We start from the raw sequence: 21,445 nt of genomic DNA, 5'->3' as shown, positions 1-21,445 counted from the left end.
ATATTTTAGGAGTAAAAATTTTCCATTTTAGGTTGTGAGGAAATTAATTTCAGAGAAAATAGTGGTTCTATAGTTGATGAAATTAATAAACTCACGTTCTGAAAGGGTGAATTTTTACTAAAAAAGATGTTTCAAACATGCTCTAAATTTTCAGACCCTCAAGATCTGATTTAAACAGTTTCAAACTGATCTTATTTAAATCTTCTTTATTTCCTTCGAAATGATAAGTTACATGATGATGAATTACAGACTCATTTACTTCCAATGCTTTTGCCGGAGAAGAAGATTCTAACTCATAGAAAGGACCCATTTGATCGCCATTTTCCAGCGGACCATCATTGTAAGTATTGACAGCATCCCCAGCGTAAGGTTCGTCTTGAAGTTCCCACAATGAGTTCACATAATCTTTATCATTATTGAAGCTGAATTGTACCACAGTCAATACTTCTTTTTCAGCATCATAACTACCCAAAAGGGGAACAGTATTTTCAGGTCTCAAACCGATTTTTCCTCTGTGTGTACCATCTCCTTTGAATAAGATCAGCTCATCATTTACCTTCAATTTATCTGAAGGAATAGCACCAAAATAGCTTTGGTAAGCAGGTGCGGATTTGAAAGGTACCATAATCACTGTTTCATCAGAAGGCATAAACATCCCTAAAATCCAAACAGATAGCAGGCCTGTTTCCTTATTCCATGCTTGCTTACCTATATTTTTGATTTTATTGACCGATTCAAAACCTACAAAATCAACATCCATATCTGAGAAATCGAGGGCTAATTTTTGCTCAATTTCTGCTTTCTCAAAGATGCTTACTTCACGGTTGACCAAGATGTGGAATGGAAAACCCGAGTAATTCGTAAGGTTCATTTCCTTTTCAAATACTGCTTTTGATGAAGTTTGAGAGATCACTTCAAAACCCTCTGTGTCAATTTCTTTTGGCGTACGCCAGTTGTCAAATGTAAATTCCGTTTTTGGGTCGAAGAAAATAGAATACTGACCACCTTCAGGACCTAACCAAAAACGGTCTTCACCTCCATAGATATTAATTTTATCTTGAAGCTGATCTGAAGCAATTGCCTCATAATTCAACCAACCATAACTGTTACCTTGACTTCCTTGAGCAGAACTCGACATAATGCGTCCTTGGTAAGCCGGAACAATAGCCACCTGACTTTTCCCAGTGCTATTTTCTAATACAATGGTAGATTGATGTTGCTCTAAAAATGCGACATCATACCCAAAAGATCCTTCTTGCAATTTCTCCTCTTTGTCGCAACCTAATGAAGCTGTTAAACTCATAATAAATATAATTTTCTTAAAATAATTCATTTGTTTTCAGTGTTTAATGTGAGCTATTTCCATATCTTTTTTAAAAAGAGAAAAAACTCTATCATAAGAGATGAAGAGTTTTAATGTTATATATTCGTGTGTAAATTTGATACTTGTTTGTTAGTGTTAGTGTGAAAAGCACAAGCTTGTGTGAAACTTAGTACTTCCCGTTTCCTTCATAAGAAAGAAGATTATTTTTCGGTGAAGACCAATGAAGAAAATTCAGCATTATTGTTTTCAATTTCCCATTTGATCATTTGTGTTTTTAGCCATTTTGATGCCTTGAGCCACTTTTTCTTTTTTAAATCATTTTGAAGTATTGATTTAATGATCTCTTGCTCGTCGATGTTTTTTTGGATTGAAAGTGTCATAATAGTATTATTTATCAGTTAAAAAAATAGGGTAAAGAGTTTGAAGTAAGTACAAATTCAAAAATAAATCATAGTTAATTCTAATTTATTTTTTGTGAGTACAACGCTAAAAAACGTATTAATAGAGGTTCTATTAAAAGTTTTTTGAAGGAAGTAATCGCAAAACAATAAATAGAATTAGTATTAGATAATTTTGAATTTGTACTTATGCCCTAAGGCATACCCCAAACGCTTTATCAAAACTAATTTTGTTGGATATACATTACTTTAGTTTGTAAGTACTCCTCTAAACCATGCTTACCGTCAGCTCCACCAATACCAGATTTTCTAAATCCAGCGTGGAATCCTTGGATTGCCTCAAAGTTTTCACGGTTTACATACGTTTCACCGAACAACAATTCTTTTGTTGCGCGAAGAATTTTATTAATGTCGTTTGTATAAATTGAAGAAGTCAATCCATACTCACTGTCGTTTGCAAAGTCGATTGCTTGGTCGAATGAAGAAACTTTCATTACTGGAAGTACCGGACCAAATGTTTCATTTTGCATCACGTCATGGTCTTGCTCTACATTTGTAATCACCGTTGGCTCGTAGTAGTAACCTTTATCGAATCTAGATGAAATTCTACCACCTAATAATACTTCACCACCTTGTTCTTTTGCTCTCTTCACCATCTCGTCAATTTTCAACAATTGTGTTTTGTTGATTTGAGCACTCATATCCGCCTTATCATCAGTGCGGGCATCACCTACACGTACAGCTTTCATGGCAGGAAGTAATTTTGTCATGAATTCCTCATATACTTCTTCCTCCACATATACTCGTTCAGCACAGTTACAAACTTGGCCACTGAAGATCACCCTAGAAGCAACAATTGCTTTCACAGCAAGATCCAAGTCAGCATCTTTACATACAATAGCAGGCGCTTTACCACCTAATTCTAATGATACTTTTGTAATATTTTTAGCAGCTGCTTCCATCACTTTCTGACCTGCTCCTACAGAACCTGTCAAACTGATAATACCAACATCAGGGTTTTCAGAAAGCGCTTGTCCTACTTCATGACCGTATCCTGTGATAATACTTAAAATACCGTTTGGTAAACCGATGTTCTCGATTAAACGGGCAAATTCTAAACAAACCATTGGAGTTTCCTCACTGATCTTCACCACACACGCATTACCTGTCAATAAAGAAGGAGCAATTTTACGTGCCATTACGAAGAATGGGAAGTTCCAAGGACAAATACCTACAGCAACACCGATAGGTAATTTATGTAACATCATTTGCTCGTTTGGACGGTCACTTTGGATAATTTCACCCTCATAAGATCTCGATAAACCAGCATAGTAATCAAAATAAATGGCCGTTACGTCAATCTCAACCTGTGCTAACCCCATTACCTTCGCTTGCTCAGTCGCTAAAGTTTCCGCTAAAAATACACGGTTATCTCTGATCACCTGTGCCATTTTCTTTAAATACTCAGCTCTTGTTGGTGCTGGCAATAATCCCCATTTTGGTTGAGCGGCCTTTGCTGCAGCTACAGCTTTATCTGCATCTTCTCTAGTGCCTCTTGGAGCAAGTGCAATTACTTCCTCATTACAAGGGTTTAAAACTTCGATATGGTCTGCTGTAGAGAAAAATGATCCCGCGATATATTGTTGGTAAGTTTTTACGTCTGTCCCAACGTCATAAGAGTAGTTTGACATAGTGTTTATTGTCTAAAAATATGTGTAATAATTCAATGTTTGGATGTCCAGTGTTCCTGAACTTACTGCTAGTTACGACTATATTTTATGATAAATGTCCTGCACTTTCCTGCTTTTTGTGCAGGAAACCCAAGGATAGTTTCCTGTTTTAATCCCGTTAAGTTTGGGTATAATTTAAAAACAGACAACGAAACAATTGAAGAAATGAATGCAGTTGCACCAATAAAGAAAGTAAAGAAGTCAAAGAAAGATATACAAGAAGGAAGTAACTGGAAAATCACTCCAGAACTACCTCAATTAGAATATAACTGGGAGAAAGGAAATGACCCTATCACTAGAGAAGAGGTAGAGTTATTCTTTAACTCAAAGCCGATCAAGAAACTGAAGAAGGAAATCTGTTTCGCAGGTAAGCGTTTATGGCAAAAAGGTTATGTAGATGGTAACGGTGGTAATATCACTGTTAGAGTTGGAGATAACTTAGTGTTGTGTACGCCAACTTTAATCTCTAAAGGAGTAATGAAGCCAAAAGATATCTGCCTAGTAGATATGGACGGTAACCAAAAAGCAGGTCTTCGTCCAAGAACAAGTGAAGTAATGACGCACTTAGCAATCATGAGAAGAATGCCTACAGCTAAAGCGTGTGTGCATGCTCATCCTCCTCACGGTACTTCCTTTGCTATTGCTTCTATTGTACCTCCTACAGGTGTGATTCCAGAGGCTGATATTTTCTTAGGTCAAATGGGATTAGCGAAATATGAAACGCCAGGTTCACCAGAAAACGCTGAAGTAATCGGTGAAACAGCGATCGATCACCAAGCAGTATTGATGGAGAATCACGGTGTGATTGTATGGGGTAGTCATATTGAAGATGCTTACTGGAAAATGGAAAACGTAGAAGCAATCTGTCAAACAGTGGCAGTAGCGACTACAGTTTCTCCTGAAATTTCTTGTGTAGGTATTGAAAAAGCACGTGATATGATCGCCATCAGAGAGAAATTAGGAATGTACGATAAGCGTTCTAATTGGTCTGATGATGAGTTGCTTCAAAATGATTTCTATAAGAAAGCAAAAGTGATTAACAGAAGATAATTTTAGTGTGTGCTAGTTAATAGTGTGACTCATTTTTTTAATTACATTATTCAACTTTTTAGGCTACAAAAACAGGTACATGTTAAGTAGGAATTGAGGAAGTAGTATCAATTTTTTCAAATTATTACTCAAGGAAAATTAGCTTAACAGAATGACTAAAAGTATTGCTTGTTTAAACGCAGGCAATACTTTTTCAAAACACTTTTAGGCAGGCTTATTCTGCTTATAAAATTATGAAATGGAATGTCTCAGGACATTTTTAGAATAGAAATTCAGAATTGAAATTTTTCTATTTTAGGGTTGTGAGGTTGTTGATTTTTAATAAAAATACAGTGATTGAAAATTAAAACCCCACCTTCTGGAATTATAGATTTTTTTCAGACAAGCTCTTGACTATCAAAAGATAGAAACAACAATTCGACACTTGATTAAACTTACACCCTAACCTTTAGTTCAACAGTTATGGAAATTGGATTATTCATACCTTGTTATATAAATCAGTTCTATCCTGAAGTTGCAAAAGCGACACTCAAGCTATTGCAGAAATACGGAAACGTAACCTACCCATTGAGTCAAACATGCTGTGGTCAGCCAATGGCCAATTCAGGATGTGAAAAAGACGGAGTGGAAGCACTCAAAGTCTTCTATGACAATTTTAAAGATTTTGATTACGTTGTTGGGCCTTCAGCAAGTTGTGTCTTACACGTAAGAGAGCATGGAGCACATTTATATCCTATAATGGAACCGATGATTGATAAAGTTTTCGATCTGACAGAGTTCATTTATGATGTAATGAAAGAAAAAGAGCTTCAAGCTGAGTTTCCTCATAAAGTGGCCATTCATAAAAGTTGCCATGGTTTGAGAGGAATGCGTTTAGGTCAGTGTTCAGAGCGAGTGACTTGTGATGTTTCTAAGCAAGATGTGCTTGTGAAACAAGTGAGTGGAGTGACATTGATTCAACCGAAAAGAGCGGATGAATGCTGTGGTTTTGGTGGTACTTTTAGTGTATCAGAGCCAGACATTTCAGTACGTATGGGTACAGATAGATTAAAAGATTATATCGAATCAGGAGCGGAATATATCACTTCTGGAGATATGTCATGTTTGATGCATCTTGATGGAATTATTCAGCGTGAAAAGTTACCTATCAAAGTGATTCATTTGGCTGAAATATTAGCCGCAGAAGTAAAATCAACCACTACTGATAAAGAAAAAGCTTATGTCAACGCAGTATAAAAATCATCCATCAGGGGCGAAAGCATTCAACAAAAACCCTGAAAGAGTTTCTTGGCACGACAAAGCACTATGGTTTGTTCGTGAAAAAAGAGACAAAGCCACACACGGTATTCCAGAATGGGAAGAGCTGAGAGAAATTGCTTCTCAAATCAAAGCACATACCTTATCCCATTTAGATAAATATTTATTACAATTTGAAGAGCAAGCTAAAGCCAACGGCATTCATGTTCACTGGGCCAAAGATGCCAAGGAACACAATGAAATTGTATTGTCTATTCTTCAAAAACACAATGTGAAAAACGTTGTGAAAAGTAAGTCCATGCTAACGGAGGAATGTGGTTTGAATCCTCACCTCAACAAGTATGATATTGATGTAGTAGATACTGATTTGGGAGAGCGAATTGTGCAATTAGCCAAAGAGCATCCAAGTCATATTGTACTGCCTGCCATCCATAAGAAAAAAGAGGAAGTAGGAGAGCTGTTTCATGAGCATTTGAATACTGAAAAGGGAGCTACAGATCCTACTTACTTGACAAGGGCAGCAAGAGAACACTTGAGAGATAAGTTTTTGAAAGCAGATGCCGCTATTACTGGTGTCAACTTTGCAGTCGCTGAATCAGGTGGTTTTGTGGTTTGTACCAATGAAGGAAATGTGGATATGGGAGCCAACTTGGCACCAGTTCATATTGCTTGTATGGGTATTGAAAAAGTAATTCCTAAAGTAGAGCATCTTGGTATTTTCTTAAGATTGTTAGCAAGAAGTGCTACGGGTCAGGCCATCACGACGTACAGCTCACATTTCCATAAGCCAAAAGATGGCAAGGAAATGCACATTGTATTAGTAGATAATGGAAGATCAGAACAGTTGGGAAGAGATGACTTTAGGAAGTCGCTGAATTGTATCCGTTGTGGTGCTTGTATGAACACTTGCCCAATCTACAGAAGAAGTGGCGGTCATAGTTATACTTACACTATTCCTGGACCAATCGGTTCTATTTTATCTCCAGGAAAAGATTTAAAGAAGCACAGTTCATTACCGTTTGCCTCCACTCTTTGTGGGTCTTGCAGTGATGTTTGTCCTGTGAAAATCGATATACATACACAGCTTTATAAGTGGCGACAGATCATTATGGAAGAAACCAATTATGATCCAGCCAAAAAGATGAGTATGAAAATGGCCGGGAAAGCCATGGGTAATCCTAAGTTGTTTAAGATGATCACTAAAGTAGGCAATACCTTCTTGAAAGGGCCACGAGTACTGATTTATAATCCATTGAACACTTGGGGATTGAAAAGGGAACTACCTGTTCCTACACAGACATTTGATGATTGGTACAAGAAAAACAATTCATAAAATGACAGCAAAAGAAAAAATCTTAGGTAATATAAAAGAACTTCAGCTTCCTTCTAAAGCCATGCCTATGGTCCCTATTTTTGAAGGATTGTCTGATGATAAACATAGCTTCTTCTTTGAAACATTAGAGACATTAGGGGTTGAAGTGATTATCAGTGAGGATAAAACGGAGTTATCAAAATTAGTAGCATCCAGAGAAGAGGAAGGACCGGTTTATTCCTCCATCCAAGAACTGGGTTATACAGATACGTTGGAAAACACTGAAATGGCCGACCTCAACCTTTCTGTCATTGAAGGGGAATTGGGTGTGGCAGAAAATGGAGCTATCTGGGTGGAAGGTGATGCTTTAACACAAAGAGCACTGACAGCAATTGCTTCCCATTTGATCATTGTTTTGCCTTATCAAAAAGTCGTTTGGAACATGCATGAGGCCTACACTTATGTGGAACCAAGACAAAGCGGATATGGGGTATTTATCTCAGGTCCATCAAAAACAGCAGATATTGAGCAGTCATTGGTAAAAGGTGCCCACGGTGCCAAGTCATTGACAGTATTCATACAAAAATAATAAGGGTAGGCGGATTGTCTCATGATATTTTATAGAAACTTATAAAAGAATTAAAGGACGAAATACTGAGTACATGTCTTTAGTCATAGTGCGGGATTTTTTGCTCAAATATAAAAAAGCCTTCAGGTGTAAACCTGAAGGCTTTGTAGTAATTCGCAGTTACTTCGTATTCAATAAATGTCTGTGTGATTAACGACGAGACATTTTCAAGACTTTCTTCTGAACTTTAGCAACATCGTCTCCAGCAAGCATTCCTGCTAAGATCGCTTTGTTGTAAGCTTCGATTGCCATATCTTTTGCACCGTTCAATGCTAAGTAATCCCCTTTGATCTCTAAGTTCTCAGCATTTTCGTTGATAGCGATAGATTTCTCTATCCAAACATAAGCCTCGCTTAAGTTCGCTTTCAATTCGATACATCTTTCAGCAGCGTCTGAATAAACAGCCCAGTCAGTAGCTGTAGCGTTTTCAACCGCAGCACGTAATTTTGTAATCTCATTGTCTTCATTGTCAGTAGGATTAGCGAATGAAGCAGAAACAGAGATGATTGAAACTAACGCGATAACTAAAAGTTGTTTTAAAGATTTCATGGCTATATATATTTTTTGTTTTTTGATTCGTTTAAATACACTTTACCTTATACTAAAGGCTTGCCAAAAATTAATAAAAATCTGTAAATCAATTAGTTGTGTGTCAATTTTAGGTTTTTAAGTGTAAATCATACATAGTTTTTATTACATATTTGAACAACTTGTCCATAAACGGTCACTTTTTATGGAATTTTTCAAAATATAATTCTGAAATAGAATATTTATTTACATTTATTTAGAATTATATTTTTTAATTCATATTAAACACGTTGATTTTATTCTGTAAAGGGTGTCTTATTAGCCATCCTGTTTAAAGTCTTTTAAAGGAGAATAGATGTTATTTATTATTTTCGTAAAAAATCACTGCGTAAATTTATAATACTGTAAAAATTCATCGTTTTTTAAGTTTATATTTTAGATATTATTAAATGCATGCCAGCTTCATATAAAATTAACGTAAGGTGTACGTTTTTGAGAAATGATGGAAATAGGGTGTTCATTATACTGACTTATTAAGTATTTATGTTAGTCAGAAACCGGGAGATTTCTGTTGATCTTTTAAGTACGAATGATGTTATCACTTAACATTCCATCAAGTGAGGAAAAATGTTTCGTTTTTTGGTTCGTGAGACGCAAGGCATTGCGTCTCTACAGGGGTAATCTTTCAATTTAATGAATTACTTAATTGAAAGGTTATCGTTTTTTGTAGAGCCACAATGCCTTGTGGCTTCAGAACCACTAAAAAAAATTAGGAGATAAAAAATGCCCAATCCCAAACCTAAATAAAGTTTGAAATTGAGCATAGAATCGTTGAGCAGACAAACCCATGATTGTTAAAATCTATTGCTTAATAAACACCTTGTGGTCTTCTCTTTCATCCGTTACAATTTTGAAAACATAAACACCTTTCGGCAAGCTTTCAATATTGATACTTTCACTTTTAGAAAGAGGAGACTGTTGCATTAATTTGCCATTCATATCATAAATGAAAAATTGAGCATTAGCAGGATTGAACATGTCCTCAATGGCGTAGTTCAACTTTGATTGAGCAGGGTTAGGGTATAGTTTCCAGTTGATATTTTTAAATTGATCATCAATACTAGTCACATCACCTCTTTTATTTTCAAAATAGAGTACTATATCTTCATTTGAGTTTATTTCATTGATTTCGATGTAAAACTTGCCAGAGTTACTCGCCGTAACATCCACTCTGTCTTTTTCTTCATAAGTGTAGGCATTGTAGACATAGAAAGTGTATTCATCACGAGGAAGGCCATCAATTTGGAAAGTGATGTTTCTGAGTCTTTGTCCCTTTCCATGAATAAAGGCATAGCCATGTCTGTTTCTGAGCACCATTCCTTGTCCTTCAAGGTCTTCACTGTTGACTAATGATAGCTCTGCAATTTCGCTGTCACTCTTTGTCGTCATTTTCTCCGTAAATTCAGCTAAGAATTCAAACTTGTCGTAAGCATTCCAAACCTCATAGTTTTCCCACCACCATGTCATAGGAATGATTGATGTTTTTTCAAACATGCCCAACCACATTGTTTTCTGTAAATCTTTAATCCACTTGGCTTCATCATTATTATTAGGAGGCATAAAGTCCAAGCCCATTTCACCGACTACATAAGGTTTTTGATGCTTATTGGTTAGCTCTTGAATTTTTTGAGCCATACCGCCTACAGAACCATAAAGGTGAGACTGAATTAGGTCTAATTCCTGAACATCAAAAAGACCATTCACGGTATTATGACTGATACTTGTCGTAACAATATGCTCATGATAATCGATCGATTTCAAATACTTACTCATGATATCATGCCATTCTACTACATCAGCAGGATTTACATTTTGACCATCATAGATAATTGTGTTATCGACTTCATTGAAAAATTCAATAGCACCTACCGAAGTAGAGTACCCCCAACGTGCTACGATGTATCTTAATCTGTTTTTATAAAGTCTTCTTGCTTCTTCAAAAGTGAAAAAGTCGTTAGGATTTACACATCCAGCTAATTGTTGGTAAGGGTGATCTTTCCATACATTATTTCCCCATCCGTCATTATTATTGACCCAAAGTGCACCATGGAAATCCATCGCCAGCATTAAATACAGATCATTTTTTTCGGCTTCATCGATCATGTATTCAATACGTGCCAAACCTTCAGGGTGGTAGCCCACGCCATTATAATCATTGTATCGGTCTGAACCGACTTTGTTCCATTCAATCGGTAAGTTCCAAGGTACATTCAACCAAGTTCTTACAAAGTTGATTTGATGTGATGCTAATAAATCAAACCAGAAGTCATAAGTATACTTTGGGTTTTCGCTGTTTCTAGCTTCCCAACCCATATTCAAACCAAAACCTCTGAAACCATCACCATTATCAAAAACCAAGTTGTTGTAGTTTTTGTCAACAGTATGAAGGAAACCTGGATTCTCACTTTCTGTGGCATTAAAAGTGAAAGAAGTGGATGTTGTACTTTGCTCATCGGTTACAACAGTAATAGTATAAGTATATTCTCCTGAAGTTCTAGGAGCGATTCTTAATCCCCAAGTAGAGTTATCACTATCACCTTCTAAAAAGAAAAGAGGATAATTAATAGTGCTCGCATCAGGTAATGTGATCGATGCACTTACATCTATATGTTGAGGATCGTAAGGATTTTCAAAGTCTGCCTTTACTTTTACAAGTGCTTCAAACTTATCAAAAGTATTAATAGTAGTGTTTTCAGTGTTGACCTCTAAAATTTCAGGCTGAACAGTAGAAGCAAATATGTGAAGCTGAAGTGCTAAGAATAAAAAAATGAATAGCTGTAAAAATTTCATATATCATACTCATTAAATGAAAGATTAAGTACCCGTACAAAAAGTAATGTTTGTTTTGCATTAGTACGGTTGTAAAGGTAGATAGGAGATAGGGTCTGCACTACTACTTTTGTGTTACAACATGATACTTTTTTGAATATTGCACGAATTTATATCATCAATAGATACTTTTTAGAGCATATTGCAATGTATTTATATTAACAATTTCAAAAAAGTATCATTATTGCGTTTTATCCTATAAGATTGCATCATCTCCCCCCTCTACATTTGTATTCATGTCGTCGTCAATCTTTTTTATATCTGAACAGATGATGAAATGAAATGAATAAGATTTACTTGAAGTTTTATTTCTTCAACTGTATAAGCTCTTAAACCTAAAGAAACATGAAGCTTACAAAATTTGAAGGAAATCCAATTTTATCTCCACATGCATCTAACGAGTGGGAAAACTTAGTGGTTTGTAACCCAGGTGCATGGTATGAAGAGGGGAAATTTTACATGATGTATCGTGCTGCAGGAGATGATTTTGACCATAAGATCTATTTTGGTCTTGCTGAAAGTGAAGATGGTTTCAACTTCAAAAGAGTGCAAGATCAACCGGTTTTTTCTCCTTCAGAAGATGGACCTGACTCAGGATGTGTGGAAGATCCAAGGATTGTGAAATTTGGTGATACTTTCTATATCACTTATGCGTACAGAGCATTTCCTCCAGGACAATATTGGAAATACAGTTATGATGCTGTTGTGGCTCCTGAAATGGATGAATTCCATCCGGAACTATTAAAGAAAAACATTGCCAATACGGGCTTAGCAATTTCTAAAGACTTAAAGAATTTCCGTAGGGTAGGAAGAATCACAAAACCTGAATTGGATGACCGTGATGTGATTATTTTCCCTGAAAAAATCAATGACAAATACTATATGCTACACCGCCCGAAAGAGTGGATCGGTGAGGAGTATGGTACGGAATACCCTGCAATCTGGATTCAATCTTCTGATGATATGGTCAATTGGAAGCATGAATCTGACTTACTATTAAAAGGTGAAGAATGGTGGGAAGTGAAAGTAGGTGGCAACACTCCTCCTGTGAAAACGGACGAAGGATGGGTGATGCTTTATCATGGTGTGGACAAGGATAACTGCTATAGAGTTGGAGCTTGCCTGTTGGACTTAGAAGATCCTACAAAGATCTTGTACAGAACCAAAGATTTCATCATGGAACCTGAAGAAGACTGGGAAAAAAGCGGTCTTTATAAGTGGGGCGTGGTCTTCCCAACTGGAAATGTTTTAGTTGATGACACACTGTACATTTATTATGGCGGTAGTGATCAATATTGTGGTGTAGCGACTTGCGATATCCATGAGCTAGTAGCTTTCATTAAGGATAATACGAAAGAAACTACTTTGGTAATGGATTAATGTGTTAATTAGGGTCCCGTTTCAACTGGGGCCTTAATTTTTTTAAGAAATGATTTTTTTATGATTTCTATATCGTAAGTGTTAAGTCGGAAGACATCACTAAAGTTCAGTTTCAGGTGATACTATTCCTTAATTAGATTGTGAACCAAGAATGGTATTTAGAAATCGGGAGATTTCTGATGATCTATAGGTCACGAATGACGCTTACGCTTAACATTCGCGCCATTGGAAGACTACCCTAATCGTTTGGTAGTGCTCTCCCGGCCTTGAAGGGAAAAGCGTTAAGAATTTTATGGATTGAGCCGTTAAAAATGATTTTACTGTTTGAGCTTTAGCGAGTTTAAAATCATTTAGGCGAAAGGAATGAAATTTAGCTTTTGACTTCTAAGCCTTGAATTTTTTGCTTCGTTTTTGTTTCAAGACAAAAATGAAGAAGAAGGAAGCTTGGAAGTGAATCAAAGAAAGCTTGTAGAAATGTCCACTGAACGATCCTAAAACCACAACTACTTTTGCCAAGGTAAAAATGACCGTGCCTTGCTAATTATATGAAATGAAATATACAGATTTAAATTAAAACTTATGGACTTCCAAATGAGCAACATAGACTTATGCTTTGTTGTTGTTTATATCGTAATCATACTTTTCTGGGCTTTCAAAAATGCAAATAATTCGGATTCAGAATCTTATTTTCTTGCAGGAAGAAATATGTCATGGAAAGCAGTGGGCTTATCTTTGTTTGCCGCTTCGGTTTCGTCCACTACATTAATCGGCCAATCCGCCGAAGGCTTTAAAACAGGGTTAGCCGTTTTCAATTACCAATGGGTTTCCATTTTGGTAATGATCTTTTTTGCCATGTTCTTTCTTCCTTTTTATATCAAGTCAGGAGTGTATACCATGCCTGAATTTTTGGAAAAAAGATACGACAAAAGACCGAAGACCTTCTTCTCTATCATCACCATTATTGGTAATGTATTTTTAGATGCCGCCGCCGCATTATATTCGGGAGCATTGATTATCCGATTGATTTTCCCAGAAGCAGATCTTTCTACAGTCATTTATATCATGGCCATTATTGCAGGCTCGTATACCATTTTTGGAGGATTATCTTCAGCCATCAATGCCGAATTAGTACAAGCCGTTATTTTGATCATCGGTTCTGTTATCCTTTCATATTTAGCCTTTGCAGAAATTGGCGGTTGGGATGTACTGATGGACCGCTTCAGTGATGGAATGTGGTTACATTTAGTTCGACCAATGGACGATGCCACCACCCCTTGGTTAGGTATTATTTTAGGTATTCCAATACTCGGTTTTTATTTCTGGGGAAACAATCAAGTGATGGTACAAAGAGTGCTATCTGCAAAATCAATTGAAGACGGACGTAAAGGCGTTTTATTTGTAGGTTTCCTCTATATCTTTACATTATTCATCTTCATTTTCCCAGGCTTGTGCGCTCGTTTGATGAATCTTTTTGAAGTAGAAGTTCCCCTATCCATGTTTGGTAATGAAGTCACAAACCTAGTAGACGTCAATGAGATTTATCCAAGACTGATCATGAGTTTAATGCCCGTAGGCTTGATGGGAATTATCATGGCCGCTATGATTTCAGCATTGACTTCTACCTTATCTGCTTCCATCAATTCGGCCTCTACCTTATTGACAATGGACTTTTACTCCAATGCATTCCCTAACACCTCAAAAGAAAAGCTAGTAAAAGTAGGACAAGTAATTTCGGTAACCATCTTGATCATTGCCGCAGTATGGGCACCAAATATCCAGAAGTTCGGCTCACTAGTAGATTACTATCAAGAAATGGCCTCTTACTTGGCACCTCCAATTGTGACCATTTTCTTCTTGGGCTTATTCTGGAAGCGTGCCAATGCCAACGGAGCCTTTGCTACATTATTAGTAGGAGCCATTACAGCTGTAGGTTTATTACTTTTCAAAGACAAAACATTCTTAGCAGACGTCCACTTCTTATTGATGGTACCGATTCTAGTATCTATCAGTGTGGCAGTTTGTGTGATCGCTTCCGTAAGTACCAAAGCCCCTTCTACATTACAATTAAAAGGCAACCTATGGACAACAGAAATATGGCATGAAGAGACCAAAGAATTGAAAAATAGCAAATGGTATCATAACTTTAGAGTGCAAGCCATAATTTTAGCAATCTTAGCTATTCTTTCTTTTGTCATATTTATTTAGATTAGAATAAAGTAAACAACAATATAGCTCATGAAGGTTTTTCCAGAAATAACACCGGTAAGTGACGAAAATCTATTTGTCTTACAACATCATTTGAATGCAGACTTTGATTACCCTATTCACCTGCATGATGATTTTGAACTGACCCTAGTGGAAGGTTGTAACGGACGAAGGATTGTAGGCAATTCCGTGGAAAATTATGAGCAGGAAGATTTAGTGTTTTTAGGCCCCAACATTCAGCATAAATGGATGAAAGAAGAGGGATCTACAGACAAACCATGTGTGACTACTTTACAGTTTAAAAGAAGTATTATTTCAGATTCTTTATTAAAGAAAAATGAATTTGAAAGTATCAGAACCCTCTTTTCCAACTCAGGTAAAGGCGTCGTTTTTGAAGGAACAGACCGCTATAGAATCAAGCTGATATTAAAAGACCTCGTGATCAGTTCGGGCTTCGAAAGAGTAATATTATTCTTCAACCTTTTACATCAACTCGGTATTAGTCAAGAAACAAGATCACTAGCTTCTGATGGTTTCATCGGCGTGCATCCACAAGAGACAAGCCGAAGAATCAACAAGGTTTTGGAGTTTATATTTGAAAACTACCACCGCCCAATTGACGTCAAAGAGGCAGCGCTTTTGATCAATATGAGTGATTCCGCTTTCAGTCATTTCTTCAAAAAAAGAACAGGCAAAAGCTTTATCAAATTCCTTAACGATATCCGATTAGGCAAAGCCGCCTTCTTCCTGATCAATTCAAATAAAAACATAGCCGAAATCTGCTACGAATGCGGTTTCAATAACCTGTCAAATTTCAACCGTCAGTTCAAAAAATTCAAAGGCCTAACCCCTTCCGATTTTAGAAAGTCATTGGCAGATTTACAGACGGCGTAGTTGGCTTTTTTTAGAAATCAGGAGATTTCTGATGATTCATAGGACACGAATGACGCTGTCGCTTAACATTCGCGCCATTGAGGGAGTACATTCCCCTAGCGCAAATGTTAAGCGACAGCGTCATTTGTGCTTCAAAGATCACAAGAAGTCTCCGACTTCTAACGAAAAACATTCGTCATATTATATAGAATTCGTTTCGCAAAAACTGCAATAAGGCTATCTTTACACCCTTATTGCTTTTGAATAGCAGGATTGTGTAGAAAGACTTATAATTTTGATAAAATGCACCAACTGATCCATACCAGTGACCGATCATCATTTGCGTATTACACCGTAAAAAATAGAATAGCTTCTATTGTAGAAAAATTGATAGCACATTATCAGTTGACTTCAGATTCAAAATTATCCGTATTTAAGCAGACGATTCCTGATGCACCACTGCCATTAATTCAAGAATTGGAAACGGAAAATGTTCTCCAAAATCAATTTATCAAGGAAATCAACGAAGCGATTACCCAAGAGCAATATCGATGGGATAATGCCCCATTTATTGTAGTAGAAAGCTATTTCTATCACAAGTTATTAGAACTGACAAAACAGGACGGTATTGAAGAAGATTACTTCTCATTTATTAAAAATGACTTTAATGCCAAGACTTTTGAGAATCTGCAGAAATGTTATGCTGAATATCAAAAGTTGTCCACACATACTGTTGATAACTTTGGTGTATTGTTGAAATTGGATCTTTTAGGGAATAAAGCGGACTTAAGTCAAAGTTCAGATACTTATTCACAAACTTCAGTTAGTAGTATTTTGATTGATCATTCAGCTGAAGTATTTGAAAAAATAGAAAACAGTCGTCAGGTTGATATTATTTTGGATAATGCAGGAGAAGAACTTTTTGCAGATCTGATTTTATCGCATTACCTACTGACTAAAACGGATGTAAAAGAAGTAGTATTACATTTTAAAATAATGCCTTACTTCGTCTCAGATGCTTTGATTTCAGACTTCAATTATTTGATGCATTCCTTAAAACAACAAGAAGGTTTAAAAGACTTTGCAGAAGAAATTGAGGCACTCATTCAAAGCAATCAGCTTACCTTGAAAAGCCACGAATATTGGTCGAGTTCCAATGACTATAAAAACATTCCAGCCCAGTTAAACCAAACTTTAAGTCAATCCGATTTATTGATTTTCAAAGGGGATTTAAATTACAGAAAATTAGTAGGGGATTATGACTACGAATGTACCATTAAAACCAATACTTTAGTCAACTACCTTCCAACCGACTGCTTGATGCTTCGCGTATTAAAATCAGAAGTGATGGTAGGTTTGGAAGCCTCCCAAATTCCTTCAGAAAGTGATCATAGCTGGAAGTATAATGGGGAATATAGTTTGATGGAATTAGTGGAAAGTAATTAGAAATCAGGAGATTTCTGATGATCCTTAGGACACGAATGACGCTGTCGCTTAACATTCGCGCCATTGAGAGCAGTACGTTTCCCTAGCGCAAATGTTAAGCGATAGCGTCATTTGTGCTTTAAAAATCACAAGAAGTCTCCGACTTCTAAAAAAAGAGAATATATACTTTGCATTGATTTCATATTTTAGTATCATCGTAATACAGATTACAACGATTCATAAACTAACTAAAATATGAGCAGAAAATATAAGTTTAACGATCAGACGAAATGTTATTTTGTAACGCTTACTGTTACTGAATGGGTGGATGTCTTCACAAGAAAAGAATACATTGATATCATAATAGATAGCTTAACATTTTGTCAAAAAAATAAAGGGTTACAGATACATTCATATGTCATAATGACCAATCATCTTCACCTAATTATTTCCACCAAAGAGGGGGGCGAGAAATTAGAGTTTGTCCTAAGAGATTTTAAAAAGTATACATCACAAAATATTAGAAAAGCGATTGAGCAAAATCCAAAAGAAAGCAGGAAAAAATGGATGTTATGGCTATTTAAATCTTCAGCCAATCCTGCAAAGCAAAACTTCCAATTTTGGCAACACTATAATTTTCCAATTCAATTAAGCAGTCCAAAACTATTGGATCAGAAGATGAATTATATACACAATAATCCAGTTCGAAGTGGTGTAGTAAATGAACCAGAAGAATATATGTACAGCAGTGCCCGTCACTACAGTGGAAAGAAATACACTGTTCTCGAAATTGATTTTATATAAATATGGTTTTTAGAAATCAGGCGATTTCTGATGATCTACAGGACACGAATGACGCTGCCGCTTAACATTCGCGCCATTGTTCACTACCAAACATCTAGCTGAAAATCTGAAAGTGAATAAGGGTCAAAATTAATTTACATCAAAAAAGAGGCACTGTTTTCAAAACAGCACCTCTTCCTTTTTTATTGTTTCACAAACCTCACGAAGCTTGTTGAATTGTCTTTATAATATACTTTTAAGATATAAATACCTTTGTTGTATCTTGAAACATCAATTGCATCTAATGGCCCAAGGTTCTCTATGGTTTGCTGAACAATACCTGAAGAAGAAATAAGTTGTACTTTAACTACTTCTTCCACTTGAAGGTTCTTTATTCTAATTGTATGAGGGGCAGGGTTAGGATACACGCTGATTTCAGTAAGGGATTCTACTGGTTCCTCAAAATGCTGTGATGTTCTGCCGTTTGATCTGCCTAAACTGACTGTGATATATTGGGTGTATTCACTTGCTCCGAACCTGTTTCTACTTCTAATTCTCACATATTGAGTGCTTCTGTAAGGCATGTCTTCTACATAATAATAGTAGCTGTTTGTACTGCCATCTAATACCCAATTACGGCCATTCCACCTTTGGATGTCGTAGTATTCTGCATTGTCAACAGTTGACCAATAAATACCAAAATAAGTAGAATTTACATTGTAAGCTTTTAAGTTTCGTGGAACTGAAGGGATAGATCCAGACTGTTCTAATTTTACAGAAATATAATCACTGTAACTACTAGAACCTGTTTTGTTAGTGGCACGTACTCTTACGTACTGCGTACTTCCACTTACCAAATCATTGATGACAACAGAAGTATCGGCACTGCTTGAAATAAGTTGCCATGTGCTGTTTCTCCAAATTTGAAGATCATACATTGTAGCATTGTCTACAACATTCCAAACAATAGTCATGGAGTTGTTTGTTACCGTGGTCGCAGTTAGGTTTGAAGGTGTATTAGGGATTGAAACGACTTCATCTAAAAGCGGAACTACCAAAATACTCGACCATTCACTTGTACCATCATTGTTTACAGCACGCACTCTCACTTGTTGAACGCTTCCTGCTTTCATATTTGTGAGAAGGTAAGAATTGCTAGCGGTTGAACCTTGTAAAACCCAAGTGCTGTCTTTTAAAATTTGAATTTCATATTGGGCACTGTCCACCAATGACCAAGTGATATCAAATGAAGAGGAAGTAATATTGTTGGCTTTTAAATTTGTTGGAGTATCCGGCAAATTAATGACCGTCTCTTTTAATTGTACCACTAGAGGTGTTGACCAATCACTTTCGCCGTCATTATTGATGGACTTTACTCTAACGGATTGTGTACTTCCTGAATCTAAATTTGCTAGTAAATAAGTATTGGATGAACTATATCCTTCAAGGATCCAAAGACTATCCACAAATCGATCAATTTGGTAAGCGGTAGCTAGTTTTGCTTTCGTCCATTGAAGTTCAAAAGCAGTTTCAGTAATATTGACTGCCACTAAATCAGTTGGAGTATCTGGAAGTTGTACCGTTTGTTGTAAATCGACAGAAAGAGAATCCGACCAGTCACTTGACCCGAATTTATTCACCGCTTTTACTCTTACCGTTTGCTTGCTTCCAGGAACACGATTTTCCACTGTAAATTTATTAAAGGCAGTGCTATCAAGATCAAACCATACCCCAGAATCAAGAATTTGGATAGTATAGGATTCTGCATTTACGACTGCTTTCCATTCAAAAGTAAATGAAGTAGTGTCAACTTCAGTGGCTATTAAGTCTGTAGGAACAGCAGGAGGGAAATTTTCAACTTTTAGTAAATTGACAGCAAGAGAATCCGACCAGTCACTCGACCCGAATTTATTCACCGCTTTCACTCTTACCGTTTCCTTACCTCCTGGAATATAACTTACTATTTTGTAATTATTGTTGACCGTGCTATCAAGATCAATCCATATTCCTAAATCAAGAATTTGGATAATATAGGAGTCCGCATTTACGACTGCTTTCCATTGAAAAGTAAATGAAGTAGTATCAATTTCAGTAGCTATTAAGTCTGTAGGAACAGCAGGAGGGAAATTTTCAATTTTTAATAAATCCACAGAGAGAGAATCCGACCAGTCACTCGACCCGAAGTTATTCACTGCTTTTACTCTTACCGTTTGCTTGCTTCCAGGAGTGCGATTCTCCACTTTGTAATTATTGATGACACTACTATCAAGATCAACCCATATTCCAGAATCAAGAACTTGGATAGTATAAAAGTCTGCATTTACTATTGCATTCCATTTAAAAGTAAATGAAGTAGTGTCAACTTCAGTGGCTATTAAGTCTGTGGGAACAGCAGGTATGAAGTCTTTAATTTGAAGTAAGTCAACTGACAATGAAGAAGACCATTCACTTGTACCAAAACTATTTACGGCCTTTACTCTTACTTTTTGATTACTTCCTGCAAGTAGGTTTTCCACTTTATAACTATTATTGGCTGTACTACCTAAGTCTGTCCAAATACCGCTTTTTAAAATTTGGATAATATAGGATTCCGCATTTACGACTGATTTCCATTGAAAAGTAAATGAAGTAGTATCAATTCCAGAGGCCATTAAATTGGTAGGAATGTTAGGAATAGAGTCTTCAATTTGAAGTAAATCAACGAATAATGAATTGGACCAGTCGCTTGTGCCGTCTGCATTGACAGCTCTAACTCTAACTTCCTGAACACTGCCACTATCTAGGTTATTAAAAGAGAAAGTAGGTAGTACAGCAGTGCCGGCATCAATCCAGTTTGTACTTTCCATACGTTGAATTTCATAAGAATCGGCATCTTTACTATTGGCCCATGATAAATCAAATGCATCAAAAAAGATATTAGAAGCACTTAATGCGGTAGGTTTTTCTGGTAAAATTTTAGTGTCGTCTTGCACTGGATCTACTTCCGCTCCAAACCAAACCACGGCAAAGCTTTCGTAAATACCAATCCCTACAGAATTCCATTTTATATTTTTCCAAGACCCTTGGTTCACGATCACCGTGTTGTGTCCCGAACTTCCTTTCCAAGCTTGCAAAGCTCCTTCGGCAGTGGCTTTGTAATTACCACTTCCACCAAAAGAAATTTCATAGCCATAGCCAGGGTAAGGCGTCATTTCTGAAGGCTTGTCCCACATACACTGAGGTTCGATGTAACAACAGCCTGACCAATCTTCACCTTTGTCAGACCAGGAGTGCATATTACAGCTTCCTCCAAATTCAAAGTTGGTTTCCAGGTCCCAAACGTGCCTTTGGGCTACATAAGTGAGAGATTTGGACAATGGAATATCCGGCAAACCATTTTCGTTGCGGTATTCATTGATTAATTGATAAAGTTTTTGTTCTTCTGCCGTAAGTTGGACTTTTTTAATTTCGCTGACAGTTGCTCCTTTTAGCGTTGGACATAGCAAAAACAGATTGCACCACATGAGCAGTGTAACAATCTTAGATAGATTTTTCATTAGTTATGGTTTTGATGAAAGAAAGAAGTTTATTTAAGACTTACATTTAATTTTTGGGGAAGTTTATAGCTGTTTTAGATCCCCGGTTCATTTTAAATTGTTCTAGTGAATAAGAACTAAATTATTT

Annotated in this window: 15 protein-coding genes; 9 read left to right on the top strand and 6 right to left on the bottom strand. The window is 36.5% G+C overall.

Features of this window, described 5'->3' with window-relative positions:
• Nucleotides 1–142 precede the first annotated feature (142 nt).
• From AVL50_RS21265 to aldA, 3 genes are all read right to left on the bottom strand, one after another.
• Nucleotides 143–1,303 (bottom strand): DUF6786 family protein, encoded by a 1,161-nt coding sequence (locus AVL50_RS21265; protein WP_157491479.1) that lies wholly within the window; start codon nucleotides 1,301–1,303, stop codon nucleotides 143–145.
• Nucleotides 1,304–1,524: 221 nt separating this feature from the next.
• Nucleotides 1,525–1,704: a hypothetical protein gene (locus tag AVL50_RS21260; RefSeq protein ID WP_062618497.1), complete on the bottom strand. Its 180-nt coding sequence runs from the start codon at nucleotides 1,702–1,704 to the stop codon at nucleotides 1,525–1,527.
• Nucleotides 1,705–1,946: 242 nt separating this feature from the next.
• Entirely contained in the window at nucleotides 1,947–3,413 is a 1,467-nt protein-coding gene (gene aldA, locus AVL50_RS21255) for an aldehyde dehydrogenase (protein ID WP_062618496.1), read from the bottom strand.
• An 87-nt stretch (nucleotides 3,414–3,500) separates the two neighbouring features.
• On the opposite strand from aldA, the gene AVL50_RS21250 reads away from it, so the two are divergent.
• The 4 genes from AVL50_RS21250 to AVL50_RS21235 all read left to right on the top strand — a co-directional run bounded on the left by AVL50_RS21250 (nucleotide 3,501) and on the right by AVL50_RS21235 (nucleotide 7,660).
• The gene (locus tag AVL50_RS21250) at nucleotides 3,501–4,502 is read left to right on the top strand and encodes a class II aldolase/adducin family protein (RefSeq protein ID WP_216639076.1); all 1,002 of its coding nucleotides are present in this window, start codon (nucleotides 3,501–3,503) and stop codon (nucleotides 4,500–4,502) included.
• 462 nt (nucleotides 4,503–4,964) lie between these two features.
• Nucleotides 4,965–5,738, top strand: coding sequence for a (Fe-S)-binding protein (locus AVL50_RS21245; RefSeq protein WP_062618495.1), 774 nt, complete (start codon nucleotides 4,965–4,967; stop codon nucleotides 5,736–5,738).
• Nucleotides 5,722–7,092: a LutB/LldF family L-lactate oxidation iron-sulfur protein gene (locus AVL50_RS21240; protein WP_062618494.1), complete on the top strand. Its 1,371-nt coding sequence runs from the start codon at nucleotides 5,722–5,724 to the stop codon at nucleotides 7,090–7,092. The genes AVL50_RS21245 and AVL50_RS21240 overlap by 17 nt, the downstream gene beginning before the upstream one ends.
• A gap of 1 nt (nucleotide 7,093) precedes the next feature.
• Nucleotides 7,094–7,660 (top strand): LUD domain-containing protein, encoded by a 567-nt coding sequence (locus tag AVL50_RS21235; protein WP_063850858.1) that lies wholly within the window; start codon nucleotides 7,094–7,096, stop codon nucleotides 7,658–7,660.
• Nucleotides 7,661–7,849: 189 nt separating this feature from the next.
• Here the strand turns inward: AVL50_RS21235 and AVL50_RS21230 are convergent, their stop codons facing one another.
• Together AVL50_RS21230 and AVL50_RS21225 are read right to left on the bottom strand one after the other, a co-directional pair.
• A complete protein-coding gene (locus AVL50_RS21230) occupies nucleotides 7,850–8,248 on the bottom strand; it encodes a hypothetical protein (RefSeq protein ID WP_062618492.1) in 399 nt (132 codons plus the stop codon).
• Nucleotides 8,249–9,088: 840 nt separating this feature from the next.
• Nucleotides 9,089–11,077, bottom strand: coding sequence for a T9SS type A sorting domain-containing protein (locus AVL50_RS21225; protein ID WP_062618491.1), 1,989 nt, complete (start codon nucleotides 11,075–11,077; stop codon nucleotides 9,089–9,091).
• A 384-nt stretch (nucleotides 11,078–11,461) separates the two neighbouring features.
• Here AVL50_RS21225 and AVL50_RS21220 point away from each other — a divergent pair, with 384 nt between their 5' ends.
• The 5 genes from AVL50_RS21220 to AVL50_RS21200 all read left to right on the top strand — a co-directional run bounded on the left by AVL50_RS21220 (nucleotide 11,462) and on the right by AVL50_RS21200 (nucleotide 17,803).
• Nucleotides 11,462–12,496 carry a glycosidase gene (locus tag AVL50_RS21220; RefSeq protein WP_062618490.1) on the top strand — a complete coding sequence of 345 codons (1,035 nt, stop codon included), beginning with the start codon at nucleotides 11,462–11,464 and terminating at the stop codon, nucleotides 12,494–12,496.
• Between the two features lie 591 nt (nucleotides 12,497–13,087).
• A complete protein-coding gene (locus AVL50_RS21215) occupies nucleotides 13,088–14,701 on the top strand; it encodes a sodium:solute symporter (RefSeq protein WP_062619144.1) in 1,614 nt (537 codons plus the stop codon).
• 30 nt (nucleotides 14,702–14,731) lie between these two features.
• Nucleotides 14,732–15,595, top strand: a complete 864-nt coding sequence (locus tag AVL50_RS21210) for an AraC family transcriptional regulator (protein ID WP_062618489.1) — start codon at nucleotides 14,732–14,734, stop codon at nucleotides 15,593–15,595.
• Nucleotides 15,596–15,877: 282 nt separating this feature from the next.
• Entirely contained in the window at nucleotides 15,878–17,020 is a 1,143-nt protein-coding gene (locus tag AVL50_RS21205) for a damage-control phosphatase ARMT1 family protein (RefSeq protein ID WP_062618488.1), read from the top strand.
• Nucleotides 17,021–17,254: 234 nt separating this feature from the next.
• The gene (locus AVL50_RS21200; RefSeq protein WP_062618487.1) at nucleotides 17,255–17,803 is read left to right on the top strand and encodes a transposase; all 549 of its coding nucleotides are present in this window, start codon (nucleotides 17,255–17,257) and stop codon (nucleotides 17,801–17,803) included.
• A gap of 182 nt (nucleotides 17,804–17,985) precedes the next feature.
• On the opposite strand, the gene AVL50_RS21195 is transcribed toward AVL50_RS21200, so the two are convergent.
• On the bottom strand, nucleotides 17,986–21,318 hold the full coding sequence (locus AVL50_RS21195; RefSeq protein WP_082795951.1) for a fibronectin type III domain-containing protein: 3,333 nt from the start codon (nucleotides 21,316–21,318) through the stop codon (nucleotides 17,986–17,988).
• Nucleotides 21,319–21,445: the final 127 nt, after the last annotated feature.

The organism is Flammeovirga sp. SJP92, from assembly GCF_001583495.1.
Taxonomy (GTDB): domain Bacteria; phylum Bacteroidota; class Bacteroidia; order Cytophagales; family Flammeovirgaceae; genus Flammeovirga.
The sequence above is the reverse complement of the archived record's forward strand: the minus strand, read 5'-3'. Positions and strand labels throughout refer to the sequence as shown.